Raw genomic sequence first — 21,692 nt, forward strand, 5'->3', positions numbered from 1 at the left:
GCCAAGCCGCCCGAGCCCTCAGTCCTGCCCGGCCTGCTGGCGATCGGCGGCCAGCGCCTGCGCGCAGGCATGCCCGCTGGCCCAGGCCCACTGAAAGTTGTAGCCGCCGAGCCAGCCCGTGATGTCGGCCACCTCGCCGATGAAGTGCAGGCCGGGCTGTTTCGATTCCATGGTCTGCGATGACAGCTCGCGCGTGTCGATGCCGCCGAGCGTGACCTCGGCCTTGCGGTAGCCCTCGCTGCCGGTGGGGGTGAGCTCCCAGCGCGCGAGCCGTTCGGCCAGCAGATGGAGCGCCTTGTCGGAGGCCTCGGCGATCGGGCGCTGCCAGTCCGGGTTCTGGCGGGTCCAGGCATCGGCCAGGCGCGCGGGCAGCAGGGTGGCGAGCTCGTTGGCGATCAGCTTGCGCGAGCGGCCCTTGGCTTCGAGCAGCCGCTGCGCCAGGTCGAGCTCGGGCGCGAGGTTGACGCGGATCGGCTGGCCTTCGCGCCAGTAGCTCGAAATCTGCAGCACGGCCGGCCCGCTCAGGCCCCGGTGCGTGAACAGCAGGTCCTCGTGGAAGCTGATCCGGGTCTTCTTGGCACCGGTCTCGATCTCGACTGGCAGCGCCAGGCCGGCGAGGTCGGCGTAGGGCGCCCAGGCCGCGCCGTCGAAGGTCAGCGGCACCAGACCCGGCAGGCGCTCGACCAGGCGCAGGCCGAACTGCTGCGCGACCCGGTAGCCGAAGTCGCTGGCGCCGATCTTCGGAATCGACAGGCCGCCGGTCGCGATCACCAGCGAGCGGCAGCCGACCGCGCCGCGATCGGTCGCCAGCTGGTAGCGCGTGGCCGGGTCGGCATCGGAAAAGACAATCTCGCGCACGCCGCAGGGCTGCCAGCGCTGCACGCCGCCGGCCTCGCATTCCTTCAGCAGCACCTCGATCACGTCCTCGGCCGAGCGGCTGCAGAACAGCTGGCCCTTGTGCTTTTCCTCGAACGGCACGCCGTGGCGCTGCAGCAGCCCGATGAAGTCGGCCGGCTGGTAGCGCGACAGCGCCGAGCGGCAGAACTGCGGGTTGGCGCCGACGTAATGCTGCTGCGGCTGGCGCGGGTTGAGCTCGCGGTTGGTGAAGTTGCAGCGGCCGCCGCCCGAGATGCGGATCTTCTCGGCCACCTTGGGTGAATGGTCGAGCAGCAGCACGCGCAGACCGAGCTGGCCGGCCACGCCGGCGCAGAACAGGCCGGCGGCACCCGCGCCGACGATGACGACATCGAATTTTTCTGGCTGCACGTCAGACATGGTTTCCGATTTCTGGCAACTTCGGCATGAAGTCGTCGATAGTAAGTTCGCCGATCGGCTCTGTGTGCAGCCCACTGGCCGAATGATGCGCGATCACGTCGTCGACCTTCGAGGGCTCGGCCTTGACCACGTCCCAGCACCAGGTGCCGAAGCCGCCGCGCTCGTTGACGGCACGTACCCAGGTGTCGAGAGCCATGCGCTTGTTGCGGTTCTGGTCCGAATCCTCGCCCTTGATCTCCAGCACGAGGTGCTTGCCATTGGCGAGGCGGATCAGGAAGTCCGGCACGAACTTGCGCTTGCTGCCGCGCCAGAGGTAGTAGATCTGGAAACCCAGATGGTCATTCTTGGCATAGGCCGAGACGTCAGACCGCTTCTCCAGTAGGGTGGCCGTGTAATGCTCCCAGGTACTGTCGACCACCGCATGGCTGAGCTGCGACTTCGACGTTTCCAGATAGGGCTTGGTGGAATACCAGGTCCGCATCAGGCGGGTCGATCCGATCGGGAATTCGGGATCGAACACCGGTTCCAGCCTGTCATGGTTCTGCTGCTGGATCTGCGTTACCACGTGCTGCACCAAAGTGTCGATCGACAGCGCGACCAGGATGCGCTTGCGCAGCGGGTCCTGATGGAACAGCGAAGGAATCTCGAGCTGCTTCGAGTTGAAGAACTGCTCGACGAGACGCACCAGCTGCTGGATCAGCCACTCGCGCCCACCGACGTAGCCGTGTTCGACAGTCGAGAGCGCCTTGCGCGCAGCCAGGAACAGCAGTCGTTGCAGACGGAACTCCTCGGGCAAAGCCTCGAGGTCGATCGATACGGCCTTGGACAGATCGGCGGCACCGCCCAGCGCCGGCGCCAGATCAGCCGTCACATGAATCTGGGCCGGATCAATCTTCAGCGGTGGCATTTTTGACCAGTCCACCGTGAGCTCAGGCCGCACCACCACATCCACCCGCAGCACATTGGGCCAGCTGATCTCCAGTTCGGCTCGATCCGCGATGGATTCGATCTGCGTACTGGACTTGGGCGGGGGCGGCGGATCACCGTCACCGTCGGATTCCTGGAAGATCGACAGCGGCACGCCAAAGACGTTGACGAACTCGGGCCGGAACAGTTCGCGCGTCACGCCATCGGGGCACAGCACCGGCTCGGTGTCATAGGACACGCGCCGCAGGCCGCGACCAATCACCTGCTCGCACAGCAGCTGGCTGGTGAAGGCTCGCAGTCCCATGATGTGGGTCACGTTCTTGGCGTCCCAGCCCTCCGAGAGCATCGCGACCGAAATCACCTTCTGCAGGTCCTGGCCTGCGCTACCGCGCTTGCCTACGTTGTCGATGATGGCTCGCAGCAAGCTCTCCTTGTCCAGTGCCAACATCTCTTTTTGGCGAGCCGAAGGGATTCGTGCAGCTTTCACGATTTCCTGCAAGCGCTGCATGTAATCGGTACCTTCGCCCAAATAACCACGCACGCTTTGTGACAAAGGCGCGCGGTCGATCAAGGCTTGGAGTTGCGCGTCTGAAGACAGTTGGGACAATTTTTGGATTTCGACATCGGACATACCCATATGCTTGGCTAGCGACCCCAGCTTGTCCGCATCCTTCTTCTTTTTTTCCAGTTCAGTGCTCACGCCATCAGGCAATTTCAACGCCTTAATCAACACGCCAAGACGTACTTTGAAAGCACTTTCTGAGCTAGATTTCTCCCCAATCTCAGCACTGTTGAGCACCTTGGAGTCGACGCGCAGCGTGCGCTCGGGTGCCTTGAGCTCGGGCCAGTAGGCATCGCCCTGGCGGAAATAGTGTTCGACCCGCGCCGCTGTCTCGGTCTTGTTGCAGACGGTCAGCATCACGGGCGGCGACAGATGCCCGGCCGCTTTCCAGGCCACCATGGTCTCGCGCCAGTCGGCACCCAGCAGCGTGTAGGCCTCCTGCACGATCTGCGGCAAGGCCTCGTGGGGCTCGGCACCGCGACGGTTCAGGTCTTCCGCGACCTCGGGTTCGCGGTAGAGGTGGTACAGCTTGCTGCGGTAGGTCTGCGCATTGGGCAAGGCGTTGTCGCGGATCACCACCCGCGGCGTCTTGACCAGGCCCGCCTCGATCGCATCGTTGAGGCCGAAATCCGACACCACCCATTCGAACAGCGACTGCTCGGTGCTGGTCCTGCCGGTCGGCGCAAAAGGCGTGGCCGAGAGATCGAAGCAGCGCGTGATGCGGCGCATCTTGTGGATGCGGTCCAGGCCCTCGATCCAGCGCGTCGCCTCTTCGAGGTCTATGCCCAGCTCCTCGGCGTCCTTCTTGCTGACCTTGGCCTCGGCCGGCTTACGGTAGGCGTGGTGCGCCTCGTCGTTGATGATGACCAGATCCTTGTACGCGGCCAGTTTGCCGAGCACGCGGCGCACATAGGCCTCGTCGCTCTCGGCGCCCTTCCTGACCACGGACTTGGCCTGTTCCTTGAGCGGCATCAGGCTGTGCCAGTTGTCGATCAGCAGTTCGACCTGGTTGAGCTTCTGGCGCAAGGCCTCGTTGGGACAGACCGAGAACAGGTCGTAGTAGTTCTCCGGGTGACCTGGCTGCAGCACCTGCAGGCGCTCCTTCACCGTCAGGCCAGGGGCGACGATGAAGATCGCGCGGGAGAAATCCTTGTTGCGCTTCGGGTAGGTCAGCGCGTTGAGCACCTGCCAGGTGATGATCATCGCCATCACCGTGGTCTTGCCGCTGCCGGTCGCCATCTTGCTGCACAGGCGCTCCCAGGCACCGCCGTCGCCCGGAATCGCCACGCCCTGTTTGAACTCGGACGGCGCCTCCACCTGCCAGATCAACGTCTCGATGGCTTCGAGCTGGCAGAAATAGAAGGCGTACAGGCGCCTGGCTCCCCCATCGCGCCAATGCTCAAGCAGCTGCCGGGTGATGGCGGTCACACCGGGGTAGTCGGCTGCACGCCATTCATCAACGCGCGCGCGGATGCGGTTGACCAGTTCCAGCTCGACGCCACGGACGGTGTTATTGCGGGTGTCGAAGATCTCGTAACCGGCGGGTCTGCGGCCCTCGACCAGTTCGAGCCGGCTGTCGCTGGCGCGCTTCCAGTGGTGGGTCGGTCGCTCGAACGGTGAGCTGATGATGAGTGACTTCATGCGGCCTCGGCCAGCTTCTTGATTAGATCCTGCACCGAAGCGCGCGGATGATTCTGCAACACGAAAACGGGATAATCGCCAAACGGCGAGCGCTCGGGCATGGGCAGCTCGGCTCCGCGACGAGTCGTACCCTTGCGCTCCTGCTTGCGCGGCTTCAGACTGACGACCCCGCAGAAGCTGGCTGGGCTTCCCACATGTCCATGAAACCGCAGCAGCCGCTCCATCCATTCAAACAGGCAGCGCCCGGACTCGATCTGCCTGAGCGCCTTGGACTTGTCATTGGGGGTGGTCTTCATTTCCACTGCAATGACATAGGGCTGTCCGACCACCTCCGCCACCACGATGGCATCAGTGACCTGTCGCATGCCGGTTTGAGCCGAAGACGAAAAAAAGGGAAAACAGTCTGCCCCCTTCTTGTCCAGCGAGAAGGCCAGGGACTGCCCACCGCCGATTTCGAACAGGGAGTGCCCGGAATCCGGCTCCTGAATCTGCCAGAAGTTGCCAGTCCGAGGCAGCTTCCAGTCGGATGCGATCAGTTTGTCAAATTGCGCCACCAGGCTCATTCCGTATCCTCTGGCGCCGTCGCGTTCTGGTAGCCATAGTAGATGCCATCGCTGGTGTCGTTCAGATCGTGGATCTGTTCATCGAAGGTCTTGGCGTCTATGCCCTCGACAGCATCGATGTCCATGGCGGAAATGCGGCGCTCGCCAAACAGCCAGGCCGACACCTGGTCGGGCTGCATGACTTCCTCACTGCTGTAGCCGAACCGATCCATCAGATCCTGCTGCACAGGCGCGGGACGAGACAGCATGATCAGGGAGTTCATCTCGCGCACCAGATAGTCGCTGTGGGTGCTGACCACCACGCGCAGGTCGCTTTTGACCAGGCGAGCCAGCAGACGGGCCAGCTTGCGCTGGTTGCTGGGGTGCAGGTTCAGTTCCGGCTCGTCAATCATCAGCACATCGCCGGGTTGCGCGTCGAACTCCAGGTAGGCCCAGAGTCCGAACAGGCTCTTGACCGTCGAAGAGGTCAGATGCAGCCCCATTCTGGGTGGTGCTTCCTGGTCGCCTCGCCTGAGTTTGTAAGGGGTGAAGGTGATGTCACCCTCGGCATCGACCTCGTAGCGGCCACCGATGATCTGCTTGACCCCCTCCGCCAAGGCATGGAACGGTCCCTTCTTCTTCTTTCGAATGTCAGGCAAGTCATTGAGCCAGTCGATGTAATCAGCAATCGGCTGCGCGTAGCGCGAGCGGATGAAGTCCTGGATCAGCTCGCCGATATGGATATCCTTGTCTTTCTTGGCTGCATGGTGCAGCAGAGCCGCCCGACGGTTGGACAGTTCGCGGTAGAAAAGGTGCAAGCCATTGCGCTCGGCGGGCATCAGGAATACGTTGCGGCGCGGCGGATTACCAATCAGATGGCGAGCAATCGCATCAGAGAGGAAATATTCGGTATCGGGGAACTGCTCCGACAGAAGCACGAGCTGAGCCTTGCTCACGCCAGCCGGCTTGCTGATTCGCAACACCTCATTTTTTTCCCGGCCCAGCTTCAGCTTGAAATCCAGTGGCCGCGCAATGGCCTGCGAAAAGAGCCGGGATAGATCGACATCCCAGTCAAACCGGCTGTCCTTGAAGAACTCCGGATTGCTGTTGAACGTCTGGGACAGACTGCGCTTGGTCGCCTGGTTGATCGCTTGCAACACCTTCTTGCCATGTTCACCGGCCCATTGCGCCAGATCCCAGCTGACCTGCCCCTCGCGCACTAACTCCTTGGCCAACGCCTCCATCCCCGGCAACCTGACCGGCATCGCATGGGTCAGAAAGGCATAGAGCGCATACATGACCCAGGTCTTGCCGGTGTTGTTCTGGCCGCAGACCAGGGTCAGAGGCTTGAATTCGACGTGGCCTGCCTCGGGCAGCAGGCAACCCAGCTTGCCCGGCTTGAAGCGCCAGCTGGGTAGATCCAGTCGAGCTGTTTTTTCCGCTTCTTGAGTCATGTGTTCACTCCATTCGACAGCGCTACCACTTTAAGCGATTCGATGCCCCGGTCATCAACGATCTTGACCGCGATCTTGCGGTTGTCGCCGGCGTCGAACGGCAGGCTGACCGTGCCGTGGAACTGGTGCAGCCTGGACTCGTCGAGTTCGGCGCGGATATTCTTCTTGAGCTTGTCCCAGCCCTCGCCCTTGCCGGCCATCGGGAAGAAGACCTGGCGCGGGAACAGGCTGCGCTCGTCGTAGTCGGTGTCGAGCGCCCACATCGCGATTTTGCTCTTGCCGCCCGACACTAGCTCGCCCTTGACGGTATCGAAATAGTCGAAGCCGTGGACCTCGACCTCGTACTGGCCGTCCTGGCGCCGGCGCAACTCGACCTCGGGCTGGCCCATGAGCCAGAAGCTCTGGTTGCTGGCGCGCGCCTTCTTCAGGTCCTCGGTCAGCAGGTCGGTGTTCATCTGCGCCTTCAGCGCAGTGATGCCCTTGAGCGCATCGATGTCCTTGGCCGCTTCCGGGTCGAAGGTGAAGGCACAGAACACGATCATCTTGGGCAGCGGGAACAGGTTGCCGGCCTCGTTGAGGGCATTCACGACCTGGCGCTGCTCCAGCGCGGCATGCTCAGGACCGAAGCTCACCACCACGCGCTCGCCGGAATCGAGGTGGCCGCTGGCATGCAGGCTGGCGCAGTCGGCCAGCGTTTCGAGATCGGCGAACTTGAGCATCTGGCCGCCCTTGCCGCGGATGCCGGTCTTGAGCAGTTCGTCGCGCCACTGGTGCTGGCGGCCGCTCTCGCCGGTGCGGGCGATGCTGGCGTCGGCTTCCTGCGGGCCGGCGGCCTCGTCGAATGACTGCACGCTCGGGAACGGAACGGCCTCGACCGTGAACGGGCCGGTGATGCGCAACTTGTTCCTGGCGATGGCGGGCTGGTCGTACAGCGTTTCCTGGTCGGCATGGGCGGCGATGGACGCATCCATCTGGCGCTGCATGGCCTGGCGCGCGACGTGGAAGGCATCGAAGGCCGGGCGGACGGCCTCGGGCCAGTCGGCGGAAAAGTCGAACGGGACTTCCCACTCCAGCAGATCCTGGCCGGCCAGACCGAGCACGAGCTTCTGGCCCTTGCGGGTACCTTCGGTGACTGCGAAGGGTTCGGATGGAGGATCGGACTTGAGCGCGGCGTTCAGCGCCGCCAGCGCGGAGTCGATGGCCGGGTGCAGGCGCTCGTAGATAGCATCGATCTCGGGGTTGTTGGCGATCGACTTCAGCGTGACATGGGGCACGGTCTTGTAGATGAAGCCGCCCTTGAGACCTTCGTGCGGGTACTTGAGTTCGAAATAGTCGAAGCTCGCCGTCATCAGCCGCTGCTTGGCCAGCGTGATCGCTACGCGCGAGGTGTCACAGGTGATCCAGCGCCGGCCCCATTTCTCGGCCACGTAGGCCGTCGTGCCCGAGCCGCAGGTCGGGTCCAGCACGAGATCGCCGGGGTCGGTGGTCATGAGAATGCAGCGTTCTACAACTTTGACACTCGTCTCGACGACATACCTTTTGTCAGACGCAAAACCAGCAATACTAGTGTCATCCCAACTGTTCGATATTGGAAATGCCGGGAAATCATCAATAAATCTGACATAGTAAAGGTTATCCGCACTAGCGGCCACCCTGCGACTTTTTAACAGCCGAGGCATCAAAGACTGCTCGGTTTTCCAATAACCTTTAGGGTAAACAGTTCGACCATCTAACTTAACATCGTATCGAGTTCCTGGACTTTGACTGGTTAGATTATCGAACCGAAAAACCCGACCATCTACGAATCCTCCATACCGTTCTTCAGACCTCAGTGCCCGACGCTCCCCGGAAGATAACTGCACCTTCCCATACGCCCCACCACCTTCACCGCCCAACTCTTTTGTCAAATACATTTGATGGTATTTTAGCTGGGGTAGCGATTTTGAATACCAAACCAAATAATCAGAAACCCCGGCCAACAAATTTGACGTTGAGCTAGTAGTTTTTTTAAAGGCAATCAAACTAACGAAATTTTCAAATCCAAAAATTTCATCGCATAGCTCCCGCACATGGTGCAGGTTCTCATCCGAAATCTGCACGAACACGCTGCCCGTCTCGTTCAGCAGCTCGCGCGCCAGCAGCAGCCGGTCGCGCAGATAGGTCAGGTAGGAGTGGATGCCGAGCTCCCAGGTGTCGCGGAACGCCTTGATCATCTCGGGTTCCTGCGTCAGGTCGGCGTCGTTGCGGTCCTTGACGTCGCGCTTGCCCACGAAGGGCTGGAAATTGCTGCCGTACTTGATGCCGTAGGGCGGATCGATATAGATCATCTGCAGCCGGCCAGCCATGCTTTCCTTGTGCAGCAGGCTATTCATCACCAGCAGGCTGTCGCCGGCGACCAGGCGGTTGGCCCAGCCCTTCTCGTGGCGGTAGAAGTCGATCGCGTCGCGCAGCGGCAGGTTCTCGAACGGCGCATCGAACAGGCCCGGCTGCACCGCCTTCTCGGCGCCCTTGCCACCCGACTTGGCCTCGCCCTTCATCGCCTTGCGCACGGCAGATAGGATGCTCGCCGGGTCGACACGCTCGTGCACATGCAGGCTGACGGTATCGATCTCGAAGCTGGTGCGCTCGGCCTTGCCGGCCCAGTTCAGGTAGGGCGACTGCAGGCGCTTGAGTTCTTCCAGCGCGGCGCGCATCCGGTCGGCGTCGCCGGATTCCAGCGCGCCGTCGATCAGCGCCTCGATGCCGGCGCGCTGCGGGTCGAAGGCCAGCACAGGGTCGAGGTGCGGGTCGAAAGCCCAGCGGGTCTTGCCGGCTTCGGGGTCGGTGGCCGGCGTGACCATGCCGACTTCCGGGTTGTTGACCCGCTTGTCGGGGTGGCGGTAGGCAATGATCTGCGCCGCTTCGCCCGCTGGCGTCCGGCGCGCTGGAGTCTTGCTGGCTGCAGCAGGCGTCTTCACCGGCGCGGCCTTTGGTTCCAGTTCCAGCGGCGCCGGAGCCTGCTCGGCCTGGAGGGCAAAACCTTCGCCGCTGTCAGCGATCTCACTGGCCGGCGTGGCAGTGATGGCAGACGTAGCGCGACGCACCGAGCCGCCGCGCCCCTGCCCTTTCACCAGCCGACCCTGCGCGATCAGGTCGGCGTGGACCTTCCAGTAATCGTCCTCGGTGCTGCTCAGGCCCTCGGCCTTCAGCCGGGATTCGATCTCGCGCCGCAGTGCGGTGTTGCCCATGGTGGAGCCGTCCGGGGGGACTAGTGACAGCAGGGTTTCAGCGATCAGTGCGTGCAGGTCTTGTTGGGAAGCCACAGGCTCCTCCTGTTATTGTTCGGTGTCATCGGCGGGCGCTACGCGAGCAATCACCAGCGGCATGCCGGCGATGCACAAGTCAGTAGGGAGATCCGATCTGATTGGATGCCTGATCAGTGATCAAGGGGACAGCTGATGCGAAGCGATCGATGTTGATGGAGCAGTTGCCGCTTCCACCGTCCGAGCTCTTGTGCTGTCGCCAGCAACGCCTTTGCCAGTCTAGCAGAGGGTCATTTATGGCGACGTGACGGGCGACGCTAAGGCCGACTTCGAGATCGGACGGACCGGCGTCATGCCGGCCTCGCTGACGGCGGCGAATTTCGTGTTGTGAGTTTTGGCCGGACCGGCTGCGGGCAGTCTTGCATGGCATGACATTTGCCTGCGGCATACTGCCCATTCTTCAGCTCAAGCTCTCCAAGATGAACCTGCCCGCACACCAACTCAGCATGACGGTGCTGATGTCGCCCGACATGGCCAACTTCTCCGGCAATGTCCACGGCGGCGCCATTCTCAAGCTGCTCGACCAGGTGGCCTACGCCTGTGCCAGCCGCTATGCCTCGCACTATGTCGTGACGTTGAGCGTCGACCAGGTGATGTTCCTGCAGCCGATCCATGTCGGCGAGCTGGTGACCTTCCTGGCCAGCGTCAACCTCACCGGCAACTCCTCGATGGAGATCGGCATCAAGGTCGTGGCCGAGGACATCCGCAGCCAGGTGGTGCGGCATGTCAACAGCTGCTTCTTCACCATGGTGGCGGTCGACGACGATGGCAAGCCGGCCAAGGTGGCGCCGCTGCGCCCCTTCAGTCCCGAGGAAAAGCGGCGCTGGGACGCGGCCCTGGTGCGCAAGCAGGTGCGCAAGGAGCTGGCCCAGCGCTACCAGCAGGTCCGACTGCCCGCGTAGGTCGAGGCCCGGGATGCGTAAAACCCCTACCCATGGCGAGAGCCAGATCGTGCTGCCGGAGTCCTTCGTCGCGCTGTTCGTGCCGCCCGGCAAGATCAAGCCGACCGAGCCCTACGAGGTCCTCGCGCAGCGCCACGAGCTGTGCGAGGACATGGCGCAGCTGCTGACCGAGCAGGCCGCCCAGCTGCAGTTCAAGCTCGGCGTGCACGAGACCGACGTGCTCGAACGCATGCATGCCGGCCTGAGCGGTGGCGAGGTTGGCCTGTCGGCCGCCGAGGCGGGCTGGGTCGTCAAGCGCCTGGCCGAGCTGCTGGAGTGGTCCTGGCCGAGCTGGCTCGACACCCAGACCTGAAGGCCTGAGGATTGTTGGCGGCCCGGCTTCAGGCGGCCTGGCGTGCCGCGCCGTCCTGCTGCAGCTGCGCCAGACCCGCGATCACGTCGCCGATCACCAGGATGGAGGGGCTGCCCAGCTGTTCGGTCTTTAACGTCTCGACCAGATTGGCGAGGGTGCAGACCGCGTGACGCTGCTGCGGCAGGCTGGCGCGCTGCGCGATCGCGGTCGGCGTCGAGGCCGGCAGGCCTTGCAGCAAGCCGGCCTGGATGGCTGCCGCGCTGGAGACGCCCATGTAGATCACCAGCGTCAGCTTGGCGTCACGCGCGCAACGGGCCAGCGCGGCCCAGTCGGTGCCGCTGTCGCCGGGTTTGGCGTGGCCGGTCACGAACACCACGCCATGGGCGTGTTTTCGGTGCGTCAGCGGCACGCTCAGCGAGCTGACCGCCGCCAGCCCGGCGGTGATGCCGTTGACCACCGAGACCGGGATGCCGGCGGCCTGCAGCGCTTCGACCTCCTCGCCGCCACGGCCGAAGATGAAGGGGTCGCCGCCCTTGAGCCGCACCACGACCTCGCCCTCCTGGGCGGCCTGGATCATCAGCTTCTCGATGAAGGACTGCGGCGTGCTCCTGCAGCCGCCGCGCTTGCCGACATGGACGATGCGGGCCCGGGGCGAGGCGTGTGTCAGCACCGCGTCGTTGACCAGGTCATCGACCAGCAGCACCGTCGCTTCGGCGATGGCCCGGGCGGCCTTGAGCGTGAGCAGTTCCGGGTCGCCCGGGCCGGCACCGACCAGGGTGACCTGGCCAGCGGCGGTCAGGGGCAGGGCGGAGCTTGGAAGTCGGAAATGGGGCGTCATGATGCCTGTACCGCTTGCAAGATATGTTCCACCTGACGCGCGATCGGCGCCGGCACGGCGCGGCGCCCCGCGAGCACCTCGGCGATCCAGGCAGCCGTGCTGGCGGCGTCGATCGCGGGCAGATCGGGCAGCTTGGCCAGCGAGCCGCCTTGCGCTTCCTGCACGCAGCGGCGCTGGCCTTGCCAGAAGACATCCATCTGCGGCAGGCGGCGCGGGTCGGCCACCGGTTCGCCCTCGGTGCCGCGCAGCAGCATGGCGCGCTGGCCGGTCAGCTCGAAGGTCGCACCCATGGACAGCAGGTATTCGGGGTGGGTGTAGCTGCCGACCACCAGCGCGTCGCCGTCGCAGGGGTTCATGAGCTTGACCAGGCTGTGCGCCGAGTTGCGCAGACCGATGACCTGGCGCACCTCAAGCAGGCGCTGCAGGCCGGGGCAGAGCAAGCCGGTCGGCATGAAGCGGACCCGGCCGGGCTGCAGCGGCTGGACCGAGTGGTCGGCGGCCACGCCCAGCAGCGCCAGCACATCGACCGAGCTGATGCGCCGGCCCTCGGTCGCCGCGCCATGCACCAGCACCGGCAGGCCCTCGCGCGCCAGCAGCAAGGCCAGCAGCGGCGTGAGCACCGGCAGCTTGCGCGCGCCGTTGTAGCTTGGCAGCACCACGGCGGTGCGTCCGTGGGTCGGCACCTTGGCGGTGCGCGCGGCGGTGGCGTCGAGGAAGCCCGCCATTTCCTCGGGTGTCTCGCCCTTGATGCGCATCGCGAGGCAGAAGGCGCCGAGTTCGAGCTCGGTCACGCTGCCGTCGAGCAGCTGGCCGAACAGGTCGGTTGCCTGCGCGCGGTTTAGCGAGCGGGCGCCGTCCTTGCCGCGCCCGATTTCCTTGAGGTAGTGACTGATGGCCATGGGGCGATTTTCCGCGATGGTTGATGACTTCGGGTTATGAAGCAAAAAATCCCCGCCGACTGAGTTGTCGACGAGGGGTGGCGATCGGCGCTCAGCAGCTCAGGGCTGCGCCGGCCGGAACGACCGCGATCAGGCGCTTGAGCGTCGGCACGCAGGAGCCGCAACGGGTGCCGCAGCCCAGGCCGTCCTGCAGCTGGAGCAGGCGCTGGGTGCCATCGCCCGTGCAGTCGGGCAGCGCGTGGCGGATCGCGTCCTCTCTGACGTCGAGGCAGGTGCAGACCTGGGGGCTGCGCGCGGCCAGCGCGACCGGCGCCTGTGCGTCGGGCCTGAGCAGCAGGCGGCCGTAGTCCTGCGCCGGCAGCTCGTCCTGCAGCAGCGTCTTGAGCCAGGCCTCGGCACGGCTGTCGCCCGCCAGCAGCAGGGCCTCGATCCGGCTTTCCTCGCCGCTGCGGTGTTGTCGGATGGCACGGCTGTGATGGCGCCTGCGGTCTTCGTAGCGCAGCACCTCGGCGCCATCGAGGCCGAGCAGCGCCTCGATGCGCCGGACCAGTTCGATGGGCGGTGCCTCGGCACAGGCGGCGCGCAGCAGCAAGCCGCTGCGCTCGCGCCCGAACGGCACGCAGCTCGCGAAGTCGAACTCGGGCAGCAGCGCGCGCAGTGCGCGCTGGACCTCGATCGCGCGCTCCTGCGGCAGCCAGGCCAGGCCGAGCAGGGTCCAGGGCAATGCCGCCTTCTCGATCCGGACCGCGCAGTGCTTGAGCTCGGGTTGCTTGGACAATGGGCAGCTGGCCGGGGTGGTCAGCGCGTTGACGCCCGCCAGCGGGTGGCCAGCGCTGTCGCGTCCGCTCAGCACCTCCGAGCCCCAGTGCATCGGGATGAAGGCCTGTTGCCGGCCCAGCTCGGGCGCCGCTTGCACCGGCAGCACGATGGCGCCGCGCACGCTGCCGACCCGCACCAGCTCGCCGGCTTGCAGGCCGAGCGCGATCAGGTCGTCGGGATGGAGTCCGACCGCCGGCTCGGGAGTGTGGCCGAACAGCCGGCCCAGCGTGCCGGTGCGCGTCATGCCATGCCACTGGTCGCGCAGCCGCCCGGTCGAGAGCGAAAACGGGTAGCGCGGCGAGCGCGGTTCGGCCACCGGGCGCCAGGCATCGGCCGCGAAGCGCGCCTTGCCGTCGGGGGTGGCGAAGACACCGTAGGAATACAGCCGAGCCTGGCCCTGCTCCGCGTCCGTGGGCATCGGCCACTGCTGCGGGCCGATCTGGTCGAGCAGGTCGTAGCTCAGGCCCGTGATGTCGAGGTCACGCCCGCGCGTGCTCTCGCGGTGCTCGAGCCAGGCCTGCTCGGGCGTCTCGAAGCCGAACAGGCTGGGTTGTCCGGGGCGCAGCCGCGCTTCGAGCCGGCGCGCGACATCGCGCGCGATGGCCCAGTCGGGCCGGGCCTGGCCGGCCGGCGGGATGGCCGCGCGCACGCGCGAGATGCGGCGCTCGCTGTTGGTGACCGTGCCTTCCTTCTCGCCCCAGCTGGCCGCCGGCAGCAGCAAGTCGGCATGGTCGCAGCTCGCGGCGCTGGCGAACGCCTCCTGCACGATCACGAATTCGGCCCGTTCCAGCGCGCGCCGCACCAGGGCCTGGTCGGGCATCGATTGCGCCGGGTTGGTGCAGGCGATCCACAGCGCCTTGATCTGGCCGTCGGCGGCGGCCTGGAACAGCTCGATCGCGGTCAGGCCGGGGCGAGCGGGCAACTGATCGACGCCCCAGAGACGGGCGATCTCGGCGCGGTGCGTGGCGTCGGTCGGGTCGCGGTGGCCGGGCAGCAGCGTGGCCATGGCGCCGACTTCGCGCCCGCCCATGGCGTTGGGCTGGCCCGTCAGCGAGAACGGGCCGGCGCCGGGCTTGCCGATCTGGCCGGTCGCCAGGTGCAGGTTGATCAGCGCGGCGTTGTTGGCGCTGCCGCTGCTGCTCTGGTTCAGTCCCATGCAGTACAGGCTCAGCGTGGCGGCCGACTGCGCGAACCAGCGCGCGGCGGTGTGCAGGTCCTCGACGCTGACGCCGCAGCCGCGCGCCACGCGCTCGGGCGTGGCCTGGCGCACCAGACTTTTCAGCGCCTCGAAGCCGCTGGTGTGGCGCGCGATGTAGTCGGGCCGGGTCCAGCCTTCCCACAGCATGATGTGCAGCAGGCCGTGGCAGAGCAGCACATCGGTGCCGGGCTGGATCTGCAGGTGCAGGTCGGCCTGCTCGGCGGTCTCGGTGCGGCGCGGGTCGACCACGATGATCTTCATGCCGGCGCGCGCGTCCTCGATCCGGCGGAACAGGATTGGATGCGCCCAGGCCGTGTTGCTGCCGCTGATGAACAGGCAGTCGGTCTGCGCGAGGTCGTCGTAGCAGGTCGGCGGCGCGTCCGAGCCCAGCGTGCGCTTGTAGCCGACCACCGCGCTGCTCATGCACAGGCGCGAGTTGCTGTCGATCTGGTTGGTGCCGACCAGGCCGCGCGCGAGCTTGTTGAAGACATGGTAGTCCTCGGTCAGCAGCTGGCCCGAGAGGTAGAAACCGACCGCGTCGGGGCCGTGTTGCTTGATGATGTCGCCGAGCCGGTCCGCCGCCAGCCCGATGGCGGCGTCCCATCCCACAGGCTGCGGTGGGGCGCCGCGCTGCAGGCGCTGCATCGGTTGCAGCAGCCGGGCCTGGCGTGTGACGGCTTCGGTCGCGGTCAGGTGCAGGGTCGAGCCCTTGGTGCAGAGTCGGCCGAAGTTGGCCGGGTGCTCGGGGTCGCCGCGCACGCCGGTGATCCGGTCGCCCTGCGACTCGATGATCACGCCGCAGCCGACGCCGCAGTAGGGGCAGGTGGATCGGGTTTCGGTCATGCGCGCTCCTGGTGGGATTCGGGTCAGTTCAGGGCCAGCAAGACCTGGCCGTCCTCGACCTTGAGCTCGAACTTGGCGCAGGAGCCGCTGTCGGGCGCGACCGCCTGGCCGCTTTCGAGCTCGAAGTTCCAGCCGTGCAGCGGGCAGGTCACGCGCCGGCCGTGCACCAGACCCTGCGACAGCGGGCCGCCCTTGTGCGGGCATTTGTCGTGCAGCGCGAAGACTTCGTCAGCCGCGGTGCGGAAGATCGCGATGTCGCCGCCGCTGGGGCGTTGCACGATGCGCGAGCCCAGCGGCGGGATGTCGTCGAGCGGGCAGATGAGGTTCCAGGTCGTCATGTCTTTTGTCCTTGGCTGGCGATTCAGGCTTCGAGCTTGATCGGGATGAACTGCTTGATCGGCTGGGTCTCGCGCGAGGTCTGCCAGGGGTCCTTGGCGTCCTTGAGCGAGTCGAGCAGGCGGGCGTGAAGCGTCTTGCGCCCGGCCTCGTCCTCGACCACCTGGCGCTTGACCGAGTCCAGCCCGACCCGTTCCAGCCAGTGGCAGGTGCGCTCCAGGTACCAGCCTTGCTCGCGATACAGCTGCAGGAAGGCGCCCGAGTACTCCATCACTTCCTCGTCGGTCTTGACCTTGCACAGGAATTGCGCGACCTCGGTCTTGATGCCGCCGTTGCCGCCGACATAGAGCTCGTAGCCCGAGTCGACGCCGATCACGCCGACATCCTTGATGCCGGCCTCGGCGCAGTTGCGCGGGCAGCCCGACACCGCCAGCTTGACCTTGTGCGGCGCGTACATGTCGAACAGCATCTTTTCGAGCTTGATGCCCATGTCCATCGCGAGCTGGGTGCCGAAGCGGCAATGCTCGGCGCCGACGCAGGTCTTGACGGTGCGGATCGACTTGCCGTAGGCGTGGCCCGACACCATGCCGGCGGCGTTGAGGTCGGCCCAGATGGCGGGCAGATCGGCCTTCCTGATGCCGAGCAGGTCGATGCGCTGGCCGCCGGTGACCTTGACCGTCGGCACCTGGTACTTCTCGGCCGCGTCCGCGATCGCGCGCAGCTCGGCCGGCGTGGTCAGGCCGCCCCACATGCGCGGCACCACCGAGTAGGTGCCGTCCTTCTGGATGTTGGCGTGCGCGCGCTCGTTGATCAGGCGGCTCTGCGGGTCGTCGCGGGCGTCGTGCGGCCAGCTCGAGATCAGGTAGTAGTTGACCGCCGGACGGCATTTGTCGCAGCCGTTGGGCGTCTTCCATTCGAGGAAGTCGAACACCGCCTCCTTGCTGGTCAGGCGCTGGGTGACTATGGCCTGGCGCAGCTGCTGGTGCGAATGCTCGGTGCAGCCACAGACCGGCTTGCTGTCGAGCTTGCCCGGGGTGTAGGCGCCGCCCAGGGTCGAGGCCAGGATCTGCTCGACCAGTCCGGCGCAGGAACCGCAGGACGAGGCCGCCTTGGTGTGCTTCTTGACCTCGTCGAGGCTGAACAGGCCCTTTTCCTTGATCGCCTGGCAGATCCTGCCCTTGCTGACGCCGTTGCAGCCGCAGACCTCGGCGCTGTCGGGCATCTCGGCGGCCTTGCTGTTGCCGGCGTGGCCGACGTCGCCGACCTGCGACTGGCCGAAGATCAGGCTGTCGCGCAGGTCGTGGATGTCGCGCCCGTCCTTGAGCAGCTGGAAGTACCAGGGGCCGTCGGCGGTGTCGCCGTACAGCACGCCGCCGACCAGCTTGTTGTCGCGGATCACCAGTTTCTTGTAGACGCCGCCGTGCGGGTCGTTGAGCGTGATCTCCTCGGTGTCGGCCTGTCCGCCCTGGAAATCGCCGGCCGAGAACAGGTCGATGCCGGTGACCTTGAGCTTGGTGGAGGTGACCGAGCCGGTGTAGCGGCCGATGCCGTGGCTGGCCAGGTGATTCGCCGCGACCTTGGCCTGCTCGAACAGTGGCGCGACCAGGCCGTAGGCGATGCCGCGGTGGCTCACGCATTCGCCAACCGCGTAGACGCGCGGGTCGTAGGTCTGCATCGTGTCGCTGACCACGATGCCGCGCTGGCAGTGGATGCCGGCGGCCTCGGCCAGCGCGTAGTTGGGACGGATGCCGGCCGCCATCACGACCAGGTCGGCCGGGATCTGCATGCCGTCCTTGAAGCGCACCGCGCCGACCCGGCCCTCGGTGCCGCCGTCGGGCGCCTGCAGCAGCGCCTCGGTCTGCTTTTGCAGCAGGAACTTCAGGCCCTTGTCCTCCAGCGACTGCTGCAGCATGCGCCCGGCCACCTCGTCGAGCTGGCGTTCGAGCAGCCAGGGTCCGATGTGCACCACGGTCACGTCCATGCCGCGCAATTTCAGGCCGTTGGCCGCTTCCAGCCCCAGCAGGCCGCCGCCGATCACGACCGCGTGCCGGTACTGGCTGGCCGCCGCGATCATCTCGTCGGTGTCCTGGATGTCGCGGTAGCCGATCACGCCCGGCAGCTGGTTGCCCGGGATCGGCAGCATGAAGGGGGTCGAGCCGGTCGCGATCAGCAGCCGGTCATAGGACTCCTCGGTGCCGTCGTCGGCCATCACCAGGCGCCGGGCGCGGTCGATCCGGGTGACGGTCTTGCCGGTATGCAGCCGGATGCCGTGCTCGGCGTACCAGTCGAGTTCGTTCAGGATGATGTCCCGGACCTGCATCTCGCCGGCCAGTACCGGCGACAGCAGGATGCGGTTGTAGTTCGGGTGCGGCTCGGCACCGAATACCGTGATCTCATACTGATCGGGCGCGATCTTGAGCAGTTCCTCCAGCGTGCGCACGCCGGCCATGCCGTTGCCGATCAGGACGAGTTTTTGCTTGGTCACAGGCATCTCCAGAAAAAGGGGTTGTCACGGAACATGCAAAGGCCATGCCAGATATTTCTGTCGGCCGCGCATCATTCTTGCTTGGTGGCTCGCATGGCATTTGAAATCGACATCGGCTTCGTCTCGCTCGCGGGCCGCAAGGACATCAACGAGGACTTCGTGGCCGCCATGCTGCCCGAGCCAGCCCAGGCGGGCATGGGGGCGATCGCGGCGATCGCCGACGGCGTCAGCCAGGGCGGCATGGGCCGGGAGGCGGCGCAGACCACGGTGACCAGCCTGGTGCGCGACTACTACGGCACCCCCGAGACCTGGGATACCACCGTGGCGCTGGACCGCATCATTACGGCGCAGAACGCCTGGCTCGCGGGCGTCAACCGGCGTCGTGCACCAGCCTTGGGCATGACCACGCTGACCGCGCTGGTGCTGCGTGGCCAGGGCTATGCCCTGGCCCATGTCGGCGACAGCCGCGCCTACCTGCTGCGTGGCGGCGAGCTGACCCAGTTGACGCAGGACCATGCGGTGCAGCATCCGGACTTCTCGCACCAGCTGCTGCGCACCGTCGGCGCCGAGGAACGTGTCGTGGTCGATTACCGCCAGGGCGAGGTCCAGCTCGGCGACCTCTTCGTGCTGCTGACCGACGGGGTCCACAATCTGCTGGACGAGCGCCGCCTGCGCCAGCTGCTCGGCCAGGCCGGTGACTCGCAGCGGCTGAGCCAGGCGCTGGTCGATCGCGCCATCGAGCAGGGCAGTGGGGACAATGCCTCGGCCTTGGTGCTGCGCGTGCTGGGGCTGGACGAGGCGGGCCTGCACGATGCCGAGCGCAAGTCCGAGCAGCTGCCCGTACTGCCTCGACTGGAGGTGGGCCAATCGGTCGATGGTTTCGAGGTGACGGAACTGGTGGCCGACAATGGCATCAACCTGATCTATCAGGTGCGTCAGCCGCAGACGCGGGCGCTTTACGCGCTCAAGACCTTGCACCCGGCGCGTGCGCACGACCGCGAGGAGCGCGCCATGCTCGCGCACGAGGCCTGGCTGGCGCAGCGCCTGCCGTCGGGGCCGGGCGGTGAGCATCTGGTCGCGCTGCGCGAGGGCCGCGGCCCGTGGCCGGCTGGCAGCGCGCAGGCCGCGGTCGAGCCCGCCGGTTTCTACCTGCTTTACGACTGGCACGCCGGTCAGACGCTGGAGCAGCAGCTCGCGCGCCAGCAGCGGCTCGGACTGCCGCAGGTGCTGCTGGTCGCGGTGCAGGCCGCGCGCGCGCTCGGACTGCTGCACCGCCAGGGCGTGATTCACCGCGACGTCAAGCCGGCCAACCTGCACCTGGGCGACGACGGCTTGCTGCGCCTGCTCGACCTCGGTGTCGCGCTCAGCGGCCGCGAGCCCGAGTCCGCGCGCCTGCTGCACGCCGGCACGCCGAGCTATATCAACCCCGAGCAATGGGGCTACGCGCTCAATGGCGGCTATGTGCCGCCGCAGCCGCCCGACGCGCGCAGTGACCTGTTCGCGCTCGGCGTCACGCTCTACCAGTTGCTGACCGGCAAGCTGCCTTATGGCGAGGTGCTGCCCTATCAGAAGGGCCGTTACCATCGCGACCCGCTGCCGCCCAGCCGCCACCGGCCCGAGGTGCCGATCTGGCTCGACCATGTGCTGCTCAAGGCCGTCGCGCGCGACCGGGCGCGGCGCTTCGAGACCGCCGAGGAATTGCTGCTGGCGCTCGAGCGCGGTGCCAGCCGGCCGCTGACCGCGCTGCCGCCCACGCCGCTGCTGCAACGCGATCCTGCCGTGGCCTGGCAGCTTGCGCTCGGCGTCAGCCTGCTGCTCAATTTGCTGCTGATTTACTGGCTGATATTCCTGCCGAGCTAGTCTTTTTGACAGCTTAGTGCTAGCTTTGCTCTATCGGATGATTCTTGTGATAGCTTTTATCTCACGATAACTTAACCCTCGACAGGCGAAAGTCAGAAAAAAGTCCGAAAATTCGGGGTTACGGATTTTTGACCGCAGGCAGCGGATCGGTCCGGCAAAGCACACACGAAAGATGACAGTGAAACGTTTGGACGATTTCCGCTTGCGCCTGGGTGGCGACGAGCTGGTGCCGATCATGATCGGCGGCATGGGCGTGGACATTTCCTCCTCCGACCTGGCGCTCGAAGCCGCGCGTCTGGGTGGCGTGGGCCACATCTCGGACGCGATGATCAAGACGGTGACCGACCGTCGCTACAAGACCAAGTACGTCAAGGCCAAGCAGGCGCAGTACAAGTACAACGTCGACAACGCCGACAAGTCGGACGTCAAGTTCGACCTCGGTCACCTGGCCGAGGCGACCAGGCTGCATGTCGAGCACAGCATGACGCGCAAGCAGGGCAGTGGCCAGATCTTCATCAACTGCATGGAGAAGCTGACCATGAACGCGCCCCGGGAGACCCTCCGGGTCCGCCTGTCGGCCGCGCTCGACGCCGGCATCGACGGCATCACGCTGGCCGCCGGTCTGCACCTGGGCAGCTTCGCGCTGATCGAGGACCACCCGCGCTTTCGTCACGCCAAGCTCGGCATCATCGTCTCCTCGCTGCGCGCGCTGCAGCTCTTCCTCAAGAAGAACGCGCGCCTGAACCGCCTGCCCGACTACGTCGTGGTCGAGGGTCCGCTGGCCGGCGGCCACCTGGGCTTCGGCATGGACTGGGCCCAGTACGACCTCGCGACCATCACGGCCGAGATCGCCGCCTGGCTCAAGGCCGAGCAGCTCGACCTCCCACTGATTCCGGCTGGCGGCATCTTCACCGGCAGCGACGCGGTGCGCTTCATGGAGATGGGCGCGGCCGCCGTGCAGGTCGCGACCCGCTTCACCGTGACGCGCGAATGCGGCCTGCCCGACGACGTCAAGCAGGAGTACTTCAAGGCCGACGAGGACGACATCGAGGTCAACCAGATCTCGCCCACCGGCTACCCGATGCGCATGATCAAGTCCAGCCCCGCCATTGGCGACGGCATCCGCCCGAACTGCGAGGCCTACGGCTACCTGCTCGACGCCAACGGCAAATGCGCCTACATCGACGCCTACAACCGCGTGGTGCTGGCGCATCCGGGCGAACGCAAGGTCCAGGTCTGGGACAAGACCTGCCTGTGCACCCACATGCGCAATTTCGAGGTCTGGACCTGCGGCCAGCTCACCGGCCGCCTCAAGGACACCACGCTGCGCCATGACGACGGCAGCTACCAGCTGCTGAGCGCCCAGCATGTGTTCGAGGACTACCAGTTCAGCACCGACGACAAGATCGCGCTGCCGGAGTCCGAGTTCGACGTCGACTGATCCCGCATCGGCCCGA

14 protein-coding genes are annotated in these 21,692 nt (G+C 65.8%); 4 read left to right on the plus strand and 10 right to left on the minus strand.

All coding sequences use genetic code 11. The features are described from left to right. Positions 1-18 precede the first annotated feature (18 nt). Genes PHR85_RS06640 through PHR85_RS06660 form a run of 5 tightly spaced genes read right to left on the minus strand, consistent with a single transcriptional unit; the run spans position 19 to position 9,703 of the window. Positions 19-1,275 (minus strand): NAD(P)/FAD-dependent oxidoreductase, encoded by a 1,257-nt coding sequence (locus PHR85_RS06640; protein ID WP_300052073.1) that lies wholly within the window; start codon positions 1,273-1,275, stop codon positions 19-21. After that, positions 1,268-4,405: a DEAD/DEAH box helicase family protein gene (locus tag PHR85_RS06645; RefSeq protein WP_300052075.1), complete on the minus strand. Its 3,138-nt coding sequence runs from the start codon at positions 4,403-4,405 to the stop codon at positions 1,268-1,270. Before PHR85_RS06645 ends, PHR85_RS06640 begins: the two co-directional genes overlap by 8 nt. Then, the gene (locus PHR85_RS06650) at positions 4,402-4,968 is read right to left on the minus strand and encodes a hypothetical protein (RefSeq protein ID WP_300052078.1); all 567 of its coding nucleotides are present in this window, start codon (positions 4,966-4,968) and stop codon (positions 4,402-4,404) included. The genes PHR85_RS06645 and PHR85_RS06650 overlap by 4 nt, the downstream gene beginning before the upstream one ends. Next, positions 4,965-6,401 carry an AAA family ATPase gene (locus PHR85_RS06655; RefSeq protein WP_300052081.1) on the minus strand — a complete coding sequence of 479 codons (1,437 nt, stop codon included), beginning with the start codon at positions 6,399-6,401 and terminating at the stop codon, positions 4,965-4,967. Before PHR85_RS06655 ends, PHR85_RS06650 begins: the two co-directional genes overlap by 4 nt. After that, on the minus strand, positions 6,398-9,703 hold the full coding sequence (locus PHR85_RS06660) for a site-specific DNA-methyltransferase (protein ID WP_300052084.1): 3,306 nt from the start codon (positions 9,701-9,703) through the stop codon (positions 6,398-6,400). The genes PHR85_RS06655 and PHR85_RS06660 overlap by 4 nt, the downstream gene beginning before the upstream one ends. Positions 9,704-10,122: 419 nt before the next feature. Here PHR85_RS06660 and PHR85_RS06665 point away from each other — a divergent pair, with 419 nt between their 5' ends. Both PHR85_RS06665 and PHR85_RS06670 read left to right on the plus strand, forming a co-directional pair. Next, positions 10,123-10,605: an acyl-CoA thioesterase gene (locus PHR85_RS06665; protein ID WP_300052245.1), complete on the plus strand. Its 483-nt coding sequence runs from the start codon at positions 10,123-10,125 to the stop codon at positions 10,603-10,605. A 13-nt stretch (positions 10,606-10,618) separates the two neighbouring features. After that, positions 10,619-10,957, plus strand: coding sequence for an ATPase with chaperone activity (locus PHR85_RS06670; RefSeq protein ID WP_300052086.1), 339 nt, complete (start codon positions 10,619-10,621; stop codon positions 10,955-10,957). 28 nt (positions 10,958-10,985) lie between these two features. On the opposite strand, the gene cobA is transcribed toward PHR85_RS06670, so the two are convergent. The 5 genes from cobA to nirB form a co-directional block, all read right to left on the minus strand. After that, a complete protein-coding gene (gene cobA, locus PHR85_RS06675) occupies positions 10,986-11,795 on the minus strand; it encodes a uroporphyrinogen-III C-methyltransferase (RefSeq protein WP_300052089.1) in 810 nt (269 codons plus the stop codon). Further along, on the minus strand, positions 11,792-12,694 hold the full coding sequence (ybiB, locus tag PHR85_RS06680; protein ID WP_300052092.1) for a DNA-binding protein YbiB: 903 nt from the start codon (positions 12,692-12,694) through the stop codon (positions 11,792-11,794). Before ybiB ends, cobA begins: the two co-directional genes overlap by 4 nt. A 91-nt stretch (positions 12,695-12,785) precedes the next feature. Then, positions 12,786-15,554 carry a nitrate reductase gene (locus tag PHR85_RS06685; RefSeq protein WP_300052095.1) on the minus strand — a complete coding sequence of 923 codons (2,769 nt, stop codon included), beginning with the start codon at positions 15,552-15,554 and terminating at the stop codon, positions 12,786-12,788. 23 nt (positions 15,555-15,577) lie between these two features. Continuing rightward, positions 15,578-15,892, minus strand: a complete 315-nt coding sequence (nirD, locus tag PHR85_RS06690) for a nitrite reductase small subunit NirD (protein WP_300052099.1) — start codon at positions 15,890-15,892, stop codon at positions 15,578-15,580. 23 nt (positions 15,893-15,915) lie between these two features. Then, positions 15,916-18,375, minus strand: a complete 2,460-nt coding sequence (nirB, locus tag PHR85_RS06695) for a nitrite reductase large subunit NirB (protein WP_300052102.1) — start codon at positions 18,373-18,375, stop codon at positions 15,916-15,918. Between the two features lie 93 nt (positions 18,376-18,468). Here nirB and PHR85_RS06700 point away from each other — a divergent pair, with 93 nt between their 5' ends. Together PHR85_RS06700 and PHR85_RS06705 are read left to right on the plus strand one after the other, a co-directional pair. After that, positions 18,469-20,235 (plus strand): bifunctional protein-serine/threonine kinase/phosphatase, encoded by a 1,767-nt coding sequence (locus tag PHR85_RS06700; protein WP_300052104.1) that lies wholly within the window; start codon positions 18,469-18,471, stop codon positions 20,233-20,235. Between the two features lie 178 nt (positions 20,236-20,413). Beyond that, positions 20,414-21,676 carry a nitronate monooxygenase gene (locus tag PHR85_RS06705; RefSeq protein WP_300052108.1) on the plus strand — a complete coding sequence of 421 codons (1,263 nt, stop codon included), beginning with the start codon at positions 20,414-20,416 and terminating at the stop codon, positions 21,674-21,676. The last annotated feature ends 16 nt before the right edge of the window (positions 21,677-21,692 follow it).

It is taken from the genome of Malikia sp., assembly GCF_028687635.1.
In the GTDB taxonomy this organism is placed as follows: domain Bacteria; phylum Pseudomonadota; class Gammaproteobacteria; order Burkholderiales; family Burkholderiaceae_C; genus Malikia.